The sequence below is a fragment of the Tardiphaga sp. 619_E2_N8_4 genome, from assembly GCF_051810905.1.
GTDB classification, from domain to species: domain Bacteria; phylum Pseudomonadota; class Alphaproteobacteria; order Rhizobiales; family Xanthobacteraceae; genus Tardiphaga; species Tardiphaga robiniae.
Genome location: NZ_JBPWQJ010000001.1, coordinates 3,240,341 through 3,252,372 on the forward strand (window position 1 = coordinate 3,240,341; position 12,032 = coordinate 3,252,372).

The 12,032-nt window shown below is 61.0% G+C and carries 10 protein-coding genes; 7 read left to right on the forward strand and 3 right to left on the reverse strand.

Going from position 1 to position 12,032, the window contains the following annotated elements; genetic code table 11:
- Nucleotides 1-72: 72 nt before the first annotated feature.
- Both AB8A23_RS15370 and AB8A23_RS15375 read right to left on the reverse strand, forming a co-directional pair.
- Nucleotides 73-1,797, reverse strand: coding sequence for a carbamoyltransferase C-terminal domain-containing protein (locus tag AB8A23_RS15370; RefSeq protein WP_439059147.1), 1,725 nt, complete (start codon nt 1,795-1,797; stop codon nt 73-75).
- Between the two features lie 248 nt (nt 1,798-2,045).
- Nucleotides 2,046-3,776: an alpha/beta hydrolase gene (locus AB8A23_RS15375; protein WP_439059145.1), complete on the reverse strand. Its 1,731-nt coding sequence runs from the start codon at nt 3,774-3,776 to the stop codon at nt 2,046-2,048.
- 288 nt (nt 3,777-4,064) lie between these two features.
- Here AB8A23_RS15375 and AB8A23_RS15380 point away from each other — a divergent pair, with 288 nt between their 5' ends.
- The 7 genes from AB8A23_RS15380 to AB8A23_RS15410 all read left to right on the forward strand — a co-directional run bounded on the left by AB8A23_RS15380 (nt 4,065) and on the right by AB8A23_RS15410 (nt 11,113).
- A complete protein-coding gene (locus AB8A23_RS15380; protein ID WP_439059143.1) occupies nt 4,065-5,285 on the forward strand; it encodes a TrmJ/YjtD family RNA methyltransferase in 1,221 nt (406 codons plus the stop codon).
- 202 nt (nt 5,286-5,487) lie between these two features.
- On the forward strand, nt 5,488-6,318 hold the full coding sequence (locus AB8A23_RS15385) for an isocitrate lyase/PEP mutase family protein (RefSeq protein WP_439059141.1): 831 nt from the start codon (nt 5,488-5,490) through the stop codon (nt 6,316-6,318).
- Between the two features lie 684 nt (nt 6,319-7,002).
- The gene (locus AB8A23_RS15390) at nt 7,003-7,494 is read left to right on the forward strand and encodes a hypothetical protein (RefSeq protein WP_439059140.1); all 492 of its coding nucleotides are present in this window, start codon (nt 7,003-7,005) and stop codon (nt 7,492-7,494) included.
- Nucleotides 7,495-7,934: 440 nt separating this feature from the next.
- Nucleotides 7,935-8,333 carry a hypothetical protein gene (locus AB8A23_RS15395; RefSeq protein WP_439059139.1) on the forward strand — a complete coding sequence of 133 codons (399 nt, stop codon included), beginning with the start codon at nt 7,935-7,937 and terminating at the stop codon, nt 8,331-8,333.
- Nucleotides 8,334-8,725: 392 nt separating this feature from the next.
- Entirely contained in the window at nt 8,726-9,406 is a 681-nt protein-coding gene (locus AB8A23_RS15400; RefSeq protein WP_439059137.1) for a hypothetical protein, read from the forward strand.
- Nucleotides 9,407-9,502: 96 nt separating this feature from the next.
- Nucleotides 9,503-10,240, forward strand: a complete 738-nt coding sequence (locus AB8A23_RS15405) for an HNH endonuclease (RefSeq protein WP_439059135.1) — start codon at nt 9,503-9,505, stop codon at nt 10,238-10,240.
- Nucleotides 10,241-10,324: 84 nt separating this feature from the next.
- The gene (locus AB8A23_RS15410; RefSeq protein ID WP_439059133.1) at nt 10,325-11,113 is read left to right on the forward strand and encodes an HNH endonuclease signature motif containing protein; all 789 of its coding nucleotides are present in this window, start codon (nt 10,325-10,327) and stop codon (nt 11,111-11,113) included.
- A gap of 210 nt (nt 11,114-11,323) precedes the next feature.
- On the opposite strand, the gene AB8A23_RS15415 is transcribed toward AB8A23_RS15410, so the two are convergent.
- The gene (locus AB8A23_RS15415) at nt 11,324-12,025 is read right to left on the reverse strand and encodes a hypothetical protein (protein WP_439059132.1); all 702 of its coding nucleotides are present in this window, start codon (nt 12,023-12,025) and stop codon (nt 11,324-11,326) included.
- Between the last annotated feature and the right edge of the window lie 7 nt (nt 12,026-12,032).

The following is a 12,032-nucleotide window of genomic DNA, read 5'->3' on the forward strand; positions in this document are numbered from 1 at the left end:
GGCTGTTTTTGCTCAAAATGCAGCCGCGTCGCGGTGTCCGCCACCACGTACCAGCTCACCGGCAGGCTGCCGTTACGCCGCGTCGCGCCGGTACAGGCCGCCCGTGGTCACCAGGAAATCGATCCGCCGGTCGAGCAGCGCCCGCAGCGCTTCGTGCGGGCTGTTGACGATGGGCTCCTCGTGCACATTGAAGCTGGTATTGACCAGCACCGGCAATCCGCTGGCCCGGGCAAACCCCTCGACAATGTCATAATACAGCGGGTTGTCCGGGCGCGCGATCACCTGCGGCCGCGCGGATCCATCGACATGGACCACGGCGGGGATGCGGTCACGCCATTCCGGCCTCACGTCGCAGGCGATGGTCATGTAGCGGCAGGCGCGCGCATTGACGGGATTGACGTCGAACACCTCCGCGGCACGCTCAGTGGTGATGACGGGGGCGAACGGCATGAATTCGGAACGGCTCAGCCGTTCGTTCAGCAGGTCGTGGGTGCCGCGCCGCGCCGGATTGGCGAGGATGGTCCGGGCGCCCAATGCGCGGGGGCCGTATTCCATCCGGCCATTGAAGATCGCGCCGATCTCGCCCGCCACCAGCCGCTTCACCGCGCCATCGACCGGCGCCTCGTTGACGCGGTGAATCCCCGGGGTGGCTGCGATGCCGGCGTCGAGCCCGGCCTGAAAATCGCGGCCGAGATAGACATCCCCGAGATCGCGGCGGCGGCCCAGCCATGGCGCCAGGCCGTCGCGCTGCATCAGGTAGGACAGCGCCCCGCCGATCGGCAGGCCGTCGTCGCCCATCGCCGGGAAAATGAACAATTCATCGATCGGCAATTGCTCCGCGAGCAGGCGGTTGAGCTTGACGTTGGCGAACACGCCGCCGGACAGGCCGAGATGTCGCGCCGGATGCCGCTGCAAAAGGCGCTGCAGCGACAGCAGCATGGTGTCTTCCAGCACCTTCTGGATCGACGCCGCAAAATCCGCACGGCCGGCCTGTTTGGCCAGCCGGCGCATCAAGGCGTTCATCTGGTGATAGCTGCGAAAGCCGGACTGGATACGTCCGTCCGGAGCCACCGAAAAATACCCGGCGATCGTATCGGCCGCTGTCGGTTTCCCCATGGCCGCGAGCCCGGTCAGCTTGCCCTCGTGCCGGTTGGGGCGAAATCCGAGCGACTTGGTCGCCGCGCTATAGGCGCGGCCCAGGCTGTCGACGGGATTTGGCAGGAACAGACAGGCGTCGTCGCCATAGACCGTCGTCAGGCGGCCGCCCGTGAAGTGCCGGTAGCTGTAATTGACATTGTCGCCGCCGCCATCGGCCGTCACCAGCAGGGCATCCGGCCACGGGCTGTAGAACAGGGTAGGAAGCGCATGCGCTTCGTGGTGGTTGTAGAAATGGATCGCGGCATCGTCGCGGAAACCGCCGTCGCGCCGCCACGCCGCGGCATCGAAGACGTCCTCCGCCCGCGGCGCGCGGTAGCGATGCTGCTCGGCGCCGAGCAGCAGGCGGTCCTTGCCGACCCGGCTGCGATACTGCTCGCGCAGCCAGCGGAGGCCACCGAGGCGGGGGAAGTAGGCCTTGGGAAACATCGCCCGGCTAGTGGCGACGACGTCGACATCGCGCCGGGTGGCGCCGGCGATCGACAGCACCTCGTCGATGGCCGCATCGGGATGAACGCTGCCATCACTCTTGCGCCGGGTCAGTCGCTCCAGCGCGATGGCGGCCTTCAGATCGTAATCTTCGAAAATGGCGACGGCGGCGTCATGGACGCCGGAGTGAACGCTGAGGATGAGCTGGGGCATGAAGGCTGCAAGGTCATTCCAGGGAGCGGCACATTACCTACCCCCCGCTACGACCGGCAAATCACGAGCGCTTGGCCGGGAACTCGCCTTCATCCGGATTGTCAGGGCAGGCAGGCCGCGAACACGGCAAGGCATCGTCGCCGCATGAGAGCGGCACGGTCCGCGGCCTCGCACGCCTGCCCCGGCGAAAGCCGGGGCGCCATGCGGTTTCAGCCCAATTTTGAACCCAAAACGCAGGCTGTTCGTGCTTAAAATGCAGCCTGCGTCGCTGTGCCCGCCACCACGTACCAGGTCACCAGCAAGCTGCAGATCAGGGCGCCCGGCAGGCTCGATCCGGTGCGCCGCCAGGTGAAGGTGGCAATCACGGCCACAATCGCCATCAGCGGCACGAACTGGATTGCCACGATGGTGTTCAGCGGGACCGAGGTGATCACCGCGGGTGCCGGGTCGATCAACTGGCCGTTCAGGAACAGGGCGCCGTACTGGATGCCCAGCAAGAGAGCGAAGCCAAAGGCCAGCGCGGTCATGTTGGTGAGGTAGACGGCGGACCGGCTGGCGCTGAGCGTCGAGAAATTCCGGTGCATCACGTGCAGGGCGATGACGAAGAACAGGGCGATCGGGGCGAGGTAGATCAGCGCCATCAGCGCCTGCTTGCCGTTGAGCAGCTTCAGCGCCACGATCCAGAACCGGAAGTCGACCGTGAAGATCAGGTCGGCCAGCCACAGCGCCAGGTAGCCTGACGCGACGGTGGCGAGCGCGATGGCGATCGACAGGCCGACGATGCCGCGGCGGCTGGCGCGTTTTGGCGCGAACGGCATCAGCACCAGCGCGATGGCGGCGTTGATCAGGGCCCAGACCACGATCTGGTTGGTGATCCCCTGCGGCAGCCAGGGCGATGCCTTGACCCAATTCCCGGCCAGCGTGAAGGCCGGATAATAGGTCAAAGCCGGGATCAGAACCGAGAGGACCAGAGCGCCGAGCCAGCGGCTGCGGTCGACTGGGGTCTCCAAAGGCTTCGAGCCATCCGCCGGCTCCGGCAGGATCAGCCGGGCAAACATGCGGGCCTCCAGCAACCCGTCGAAGATGCCGATCAGGAAGGCGACGAAACCGAGCAGCGCTATGCCGGTGCCGATCTCCTTGCGGAACCAGATCTGGTCGGAGGCCGGCAGCGGCGTGCCGCCGGTCAGGGTCTTGCCGAACCAGTCGAGGGCATAGCCGATCGCCTCATGGGAGATGTGCTCGGCGGGATGGGTGATGGCCGGGGTATAGAGCACCCGGGCGGTGCCGGCGGCGAGGTCGCCATAGACCTTGCCCGGTTCGACCGCCGCATTCGTGCCGAACAGCGCCCACAGCTTCGGGCTGCTGACGGTGTCGCGGGCCTTCGGGACGCCCCACATCAGGGTCGAGAATTCCTCATACTTGGCGAACACCAGCGCGAGGTTGCGCGGCCAGGTGGAGGTGCCGTCGGCGGCGAACGGTTTGCCGGTGGAAGAGCCTTCGAGGACCATGGCCTTGTAATCGTTGGGCATGGCGGTGGCCGCCGACAGGATGGTCCAGCCGCCCATCGAGTGACCCTCGAGACCGATGTTATTCTTGTCGACATTGGCGAGACCGCGCAGATGCGCCAGTCCGTCGGGACCGCCGAAGCCATTCGAGAAGGCCGGCCCGTCGCTATAGCCGTGGCCGGTCTGGTCCAGCGCCAGCACCACATAGCCGCGGCGTGCGAATTCGATGGCGAAGCCGTCCTGGGTCTCGCGGGAATTGATGTAGCCATGGACCGCGAGGATGCCCGGCGCCGGGGTCTGCGGCGTGGCGTTTGGCGGGGTGTAGAGCAGGGCGCTCATGGTGTTGCCCTTGGCGCCCTTGAAGCGAATGTCCTCGATCTTGATGCCGCCCGAGGTCTGCGTCAGATGGGCGAGCAGGCTGCCTGCAACCATCATTGCGGCGCCAACTATCGCCAATGTCCATCTTGCGCGCATTGCATTCCTCCCATAATCCCGCGCCAGTGATACTGGTGACCGGGTTCGTTTGCAGTTTCGTTTGAACGTTACTGCTACCGGTAACCGAAACCAGACCCAAAGCAAACGGAGCGCGCGACCACGCGGGCCGGTTTTAGGGGAAATCTACCAAATCCCGGCAAGCCGCTCATCCGGCTGGCAAAAACCGTCCAGCTTCATGTGACTTGCAGCGCCCGGATGAGGTGTTGAATCAAAACCTTCACGGGTTGATTCAAGACCTTCAGAGATTGAATCAGAAAGTGAAGTGCGATGTCCGGTTCAGGCACCGACTCTACCAAGGCGCATACCGACCTGGTCGGCCCCGTTGTCATCCTCGTCGAACCGCAGCTCGGCGAGAACATCGGCATGTGCGCGCGGGCCATGGGCAATTTCGGCCTGACCCGGCTGCGCATCGTCAACCCGCGTGATGGCTGGCCCAACGTCCATGCCCGCCGGGCAGCGTCGGGCGCCGATCACATCCTCGACAAGGTCGAGCTGTTCGACACCGTCGAGCAGGCGGTCGCCGACTGCACGCTGCTGTTCGCCACCACCGCCCGGGCGCATGACCAGGCCAAGCCGGTGGTCGCCCCCGAGGCCGCGGCCGCCGAGACCATCGCCCATGTCGCCGGAGGTGCCACCGCCGGCATCCTGTTCGGTAGGGAGCGCTACGGCCTCCAGAACGAGGAGGTGGCGCTGGCCAACCGGATCATCACCTTCCCGGTCAACCCGGCTTTCGCCTCGCTGAACCTCGCCCAGGCGGTTCTGCTCTGCGGCTATGAATGGTTCAAGCAGGCAACCTCCAACGCGCTGCCTTATGCGATGCCGGAGCGGTCGGAGCCGGCGTCGCAGCACCAGATGTCGGCCTTTTTCGACAACCTCGTCGGCGAGCTCGACAAGGTCGAATTCCTGCGCCCGCCGGAGAAGCGCGACACCATGCTGGTCAACCTGCGCAACATCTTCACCCGGATGGAGCCGACCAAGCAGGACATGCACACCTTGCACGGCGTGGTCATGGCCATCGCCGAGGGCCGCAAGGGCCCGGCCAAGGGCGGCGTCCTCGACGGCGAACAGGCGACCCGGCTGCGCGCGCTTCTGGCCGAACACGGGCAGGGCGCGCAGGCGCATGAGAGCGGCACGGTCCGCGGTCTCGCGCGCATGCTCCGCCGCAACCCGACCGACGCCGAACGGCTGCTTTGGGACCAGCTCCGCGCCGACCGCCGCTTCGCCGGCCAGTTCAAGCGCCAGACCCCGGTGGGGCGCCACATCCCGGATTTCGTCTCCTTCCCGGAGCGGATCGCCATCGAGCTGGTCAATCCCGGCGAGACCGAGGTGATTGTCAGCGACCGCGCCGCCCGTCAGACTTGGCTGCAGGAGCGCGGCTATCGCGTCATCGCGATGCGGGCGGACGATGTTATTAGCGACATCGCGGCGGAGCTCGATCGGCTGGAGGCCTTGCTGGCGAGCGGAATGCCGGGGCAGGGCAATAATTAGAACTGTCATTCCGGGGCGCTCGCCACTTGGCGAGCGAACCCGGAATCTCTGAGTGGCTTGGCTCACCGGTGACTCCCATGCCGGGATTCCGGGTTCGCGCCAAGAGGCGCGCCCCGGAATGACGGCGTGATCAATGGCGCATCCCGAGCTACGATGGCAGTGACCGGCCGCGATCAACGCGGCACTAAGACCGGGAGGCCCCATGACCATCTCCACCGCCGAGAAGCGCGCCAATTTCCGCAAGCTCCACGAGTCCGGCTGCTTCGTGCTGCCCAATCCCTGGGATGTCGGCAGCGCCCGCTATCTCGCCCATCTCGGCTTCAAGGCGCTGGCCTCGACGTCAGCCGGCTATGCCTGGTCCACCGGCCGCCCCGACAACAAGGTCACCGCAGACGATGTCATCGAACATCTCGCGCTGCTCTCGGCCGCGACCGATCTCCCCGTCAATGCCGATTTCGAGGCCGGCTTCGCCGACGACCCGAACGGCGTCGCCGCCAATGTCGCCCGCGCGGTGAAGAGCGGTATTGCCGGTCTCTCCATCGAGAACTCCACCGGAAAGTCCGACAAGCCGCTCTATGACGACAAGCTCGCGGTCGAGCGCATCAAGGCCGCCCGCGCCGCCATCGACAGCGTCGATCCCGCGGTGATGCTGGTCGCGCGCTGCGAAGGGTTTCTGCATGGCGAGCGCGACCTCAAGAAGACCACGGCGCGCCTTGTCGCCTTTGCGGAGGCCGGCGCCGATTGCCTCTATGCGCCGGGCGTCGCCACCGACGATGAGATCACCACGCTGGTGAAGGCGATCGGCGGCAAGCCGCTCAATGTGCTGACCGTGCAGCCGACCATGACCGTGGCGCATCTCGCCAGCCTCGGCGTCCGCCGCATCAGTGTCGGCGGCGCGCTCGCGCGCGTGGCCTGGGCAGGATTCATGCAGGCCTCGCAGGAGATCGCCGGGCAGGGGACGTTCACGGCGTTCGCGCAGGGGGCGAAGGGCGGGGAGCTGAACGGGGTGTTTGCGGGGAAGGCGGGAAAGTAAGGGGCACACTGGCAGAAGGTGAATGCCGTCCGAGCGTTTTACTGACAGGCCTAAAATTATTGTCCGCGCTAAGAATACAAGAGCGCCACAAATGGCAGTCAGGATGGCCGCTTTAGCCCGAACCAAGAGCGGCGAGTTTCTCCCCCGTTTTGCATGACTTTGATGGATGATAGACATCAGCGCGCAAGCTATCGACAGGAGGCGATCATCCAGGGTGAACCAACTAATACTCCGGAGAATGTTCTCGGCGCTGGCCTTACCGAGCAGCAACTAAGGGACGCAGTTCGGAAGTCAGGCTATCCCCTCCAAACAGTTATCACGAGTTCGCTGCGTCAAGATTTCAATGTGCAGGAAGAGTGGAGTTTTGTAGATAATGAGGGGGGAACGCTTCGAACGCTGGATATCTGGGCGTCACGGCAAATGTTCGACCCGTGGAAGGAAGGCCAACCCTTTGTCCGACCAACGCTAGATTTGCTCATCGAATGCAAGCAATCTGATCTTCCCTACGTCTTCTTCTTATCGCCAACGCGACCGCGGCTACGGGAGTTTCCATACTTTGCTGGGCTCGCTGGGGATAGAATTTCCCTCACAACGGACGATGACCGCTCGACGTACAGCGAGACAATACTAAGTGCCCTTAGCCTCTCTGAGCACCATTTTGTCCGAGGTGCAGTTGAGCCGTGTATGACTTTCTCGAAGTGTGTAAGAAAGGGAGATAAGGTCGAATTGTCAGGCACGGACGCATTTCAGAACACGGTGTTGCCGCTGACGAAAGCGTTGCGATACTTCAAGAAGCAAGAAGCGCCCCCTTCAACGGCTCGTTACTTCGACTGCCACATCCCGCTCGCAGTTGCGGTGCTTGATGCACCTATGATTGCGGCCCGCATTCAAGATGACAAACAGTCACTTAGCCTGACACCTTGGGTTCGGGTTGTGCGGCATGAAGCGGTTGATCAAACAGCGTCTCATGATCGCATTCAGACCTTCGGAATCGATATAGTTCACAAATCATTCTTCACGAAATACTTGCAACAACACGTTATCCCCTTTGCGCAGCAGTTCGCGGCTCTTGCGATAAAGCACGACGTTGAATTGTCTTCTGGTAAGGGCTTTGCTTCTGGTATGGGCGCTGGCCGATGGAGCAGCATTGAGCCGCGTTTGAGACCCAAAAAGTAGTGACCATACCGCGCCAATCTGAGCCAATGATGTCAGTCGCAATTCGAACATGTATTTTCTGTGGACCCGGTTGTGGTCGACTCACGAAGGAGGACGTGTGGCCGACCTGGTTGGGAAAACACATCCCCAAGAATGGAGTTAGCTACACAGCGTCGAGGACGGTGGTGCATGAAGACAGGGCGCCCGATGTGGATCGGAGGACCATCAATGGCGATGCCAAGTCCAGACGAGTCAAGCTCGTTTGCGCTAATTGCAACAATGGCTGGATGAGCAGATTGCAGGAAGAAGCTAAACCAATAGTGCTCTCACTCGCTACGGGACAGTCTGCTGTTCTAACGACCGAAAATCAAAAGACTCTGGCGGCATGGTGTGCCGTGTCGGTGATGACCTCGGATCACTTTTATCCGGCTGTGTCGGCTATCCCTTAGGCGCATCGTACGATGCTCATGGAAGATGGCCATCCCCCATGGGATCAGTGGAAGATTTGGATGGGAGATTATGAGCGAGGGGATTGGATACCCGAGTGGATAAAGAACGCGTTGATGATTGAGAGTGATGACCATCCCGCTCGTTACTTGCCAGACGGGGTGCCAATGCCAAATACCCAAAGCACGACCTTGGTGTTCGGTCGTCTCTATGTCCACGCTTTCTCTTCAGTCCATCCTGATATTGTCGATATGACCGGCAGGCCGAGCTCCAAGGTCGTGCAGCTTGCGCCTGTTGGTCGCAATGACATTCAGTGGCCGACAACGAGTCTGACCGACAGAGAGGCTGACGATGCTGCTGGCTTCATTCTAAATGCACTAGCAAACGCCACAAACGGCAATAGCGGAAGCTGAGGTTCTGTTTGAACTCGGGCTCGTGGTTTTCCGAGCCTCATCCCACGGCGTTCGCATCCACACGTCCCATTCCTGAGCGCTCGTATGACACCCCGGCACCGCTTCCGAGTCGAACACGGCCAACTCTGCCATTGGACACGCAAATGAGTAAGCCTCAGACTAGGTGATTCCTATGTTGTGGTCTTTTTTAGTTGCCCGTGGGCCGCTCCAAAGGGCCAAATGCCCGCGAGGGTGAACAGAGGTTGGTCTGTCGCTCATATTTCGATTGAGGCATAAGGAGCAGCAAAATCGCTTCCGTTGAGGTTGAATCTTGCAATCCTGCGGTTCCCATTTGTGATAGCGGCGTCCCGGGCTGAAGAACCAATAATTGAGGCACAGGAGGAGCGTGTGAGATGCTTGAGTTTTTTAGCACCGACGTCGGCAAGGTGGCATTGGGAGGTGCGATTGCTGTGGGCGGTCAGCTCACGGTGACACTTATGGCCTGGACAAAGGAGGCTTTGTTCGCTGCAGATAAACGGCGAAAGGAGGCCGAGTATCTTGCTATGCGGGTAGTCCTTACTTTGGATGAGTTAGTAGGCGGGTGCTACAACGCAGTGTGCGATCCTCTGCGCGAAGATGAGGAAGGCGCATCCCACACAACGACGCCTAACCCCACGCTCACTTTGCCAGCAGATGGGGACTACAAGGCACTTCCTCGCTCCGTGATGTACGAATTGCTGTCGATGCCGAACCGCTTAAGCGGAATCAAAGAGGGGCTGTCTTCAGTCGGCGAAGAGTCTTTTCCACCGGACTATGAAGAGTATTTCGAATACCGCAGGCTCAATTGGTCGAAATTCGGTCTGCAAGCGTTGAGCTTGATCGATACTCTTTGTCGCGAATATAAAATTCCTGTCCCTGAGCGGCCTGACTATTATACGCCCAGCGAGAGCTTTAAGGCCGAAATAGCCGAAATTGAAAGAAGAAAGCGGGAACGAGATGAACGAACCCAGTCTCTAATGGTACAGATGAGCGCTGCGCACGGGGCGGTGCCTGTGGCTGCTCAGCTTCATCGCGATGGTAAGGTTCAGACTTGATGATTTGTAAGAGCGCGTGTGCTTGGGGCGCGCCAGTGAACGCCAAGCCTCTTGGCTTTTGCTAAGCTGCTATTCGATTCGCTGCGGACGATCCCGATGAAGCGCTACAATCGACCTGAATGGCGGGCCTTCCGGACCGAAGTCATTCGCCTCCACGATGGCCTCTGCAACCGATGTCAACGAGGGCCGGACGATGGAGTAATACTCCAAGTCCATCACAATATTTACATACCGAAGCGCCAGCCTTGGCAGTATCCGCACGAAGCGTGTGAGGCCTTGTGTAAAGGCTGTCACGCTGAAGAGCATGGGAAGATAATGCCCCAATCTGGATGGGAGCATTTCAACGACCACGAAGACCTCGGTGGCCTCGATGGCGAATGTGAGCTATGTGGAACTGCAATTCGCTACGTCTTCTCCGTTTATCATTCGAAATGGGGGACGATGGAGGTCGGGGAAGTTTGCTGTGACCACCTGACCTCCAGCAACTATGCGTCTAATCAAATGAGATACGTTAAACGGCGCACACGTTTCGTATTCTCTAGCCGCTGGTCTGCGGGCCAATCTGGGGAGCGTTCAATCGCTCAGAAGGGCGTCGAACTCTCGATTGTTCCTGATGGACCAAACTACAAGCTTCGCATGAACGGGACTCTAGGTAAGCTTCAGTTTGGATCAGTCCTCGAAGCAAAAATAAAAGCGTTCGATCTGATCGAGTCCGGCGCTGCGCATTCATACTTTTCGATGAGGAAGCTGCGCGCCAACTTGCGTCGTCGTTCCGGTGTATCTAGTGATCTTGCCGGGAGCTATTTCCAAGCTCTTGGAAGTCGTCAGAAATAACTTACGAGCGTTCGCTGCTGAATAAGTCATCATGGAAAGCCCATCCGAAATTCTGCCAAATCAGTCGAAATTGGAACGATAGCAATGCGCGTCACTATTCCAGATGATATCGCTGCAGAAGTGATGTTCCTGCATATGCGGACCTGCTGCGTTTGTACCCTGCGAGAACGCGCCGTTCAGATTCATCACATTGATGACGATCCTAGCAATAATTCCATCGAAAATCTCGCGGTACTTTGCTTGCAAGATCATGAGAACACGCAGGTGCGCGGCGGATTTGGCCGTAAACTACGTGCGACCGAAGTGCTTAGAAATCGAGACGATTGGCTTCGTCGCGTCAGTGAACGTAGAGCTGCAGCCGATAAGGCTTTCGTAGCCGAAACGGTCGCAGCAAATCAGGAGGTGTCGCACAACGTCGACGTCGAGTGGCTACCACCATCACTTCATGTGCTTGAGGCGCAAATTGAATCGTTGCCTGATACGCGTCGTTACATTTACCTAAAAGCGCGGCCTTTGTGGAGTTCGCCCGTACGACCTGACATGCTTGAAGGTACAAGTATCGTGATCGACGTTGTTGAACAGATGTTCCTGCGTTTGGCACAATGGTTTCCACCTCAGCACTTCGGCGGGAAGGGCGCCTCTGAATTCTTTGCCGAGTTACTTGCTGACCGTCATATTTGGAACGCTGCTCTCAGTGAACCGCTTGGATGGGGGACAGCTGGTAGAGAAGCGCGGATCATCGCGTACGGAGGTACGATGAAGGATATGGAGAGGGCGCTTGTTGAACTGGTGCAAACGCTATGCGCTCATCACTTAGATGAGCTTGACTTCGAGGCGTGGCATTCTCGCTGGAATGCAGCCGCTGGCAAATGATGGAGCCGCGTGCCCCGCGTTCAGCCAAATCGATGGCCGCGTGCTGCGTTTGAGAGTTGTGAAGCACGTGGTCCGCGTGATCTTCAACCACGTAGTCGGTTATAGCTGAGCCTTCTTGCCGAACTTTCGGACGGGTCTCCACATAAACGGCAGCCATTTGTTGTTACCTCCCTAATGGCGCGCTGCATGTAAGTCAGCATCGTGTTCACGCTACAGCCTCCGCCGCGGCCCCCTCGGTCGGAGCGCCGGGTGATCCCGCTCCGGCGGCGTATGCGCGTCTTCCAGCAGAGCCATCGCCTCGTCGGGGATGCGGTCGATCGTGACGCCGCCGCGGCGCATCTGCTTCAGCGCATTGCGGATCGCGGTGTCGCGGTCGATCCAGTCCTGGCCGGTGCGCGCCGGCGCATCGGGGCGGCGGCGCGGGCGGCGGTTGCCCATGGCTTCCAGCCGCGCCATCTTCACCACCTGCATGGCCTGGATCAGCCGGTCGAGATCGACCGTGGGGCTGTTCCACAGCTCAGTGACGCAGCGCTCGGCCAGCGCCTGCAGCTTCTCTCTCAAGACGCGCAGCTTCAGCCGGCGGCCGGCGCGGGCGCCCCGCAATGTATCGCTGGCCACAGGCGCAAAAGGGTGACGCTGCCAGCCGCCCTCGCGGGCCCAGCGGCCGATGGTGCCGTGGGTTGCGCCGGTCCTCGCCGCGATCTGCTTGTAGGTCAGCGTCGTCTCCTCGATCAGGCGGCGCGCCGCGGCGACCGTGGCATTGGTGTGCAGCTTCTTGCAGCCCTTGGGGCGGCCGCCCGGAACGGGCGGCGGTCCGGGATCGGCATCGACCCGAACGCGCGCCACCGCGTCCGCGGAGGAGTCGATGACGCGGATGTTGGAGGGAAACAGAGGATAGGCAGGATAGCGCATGCTGACT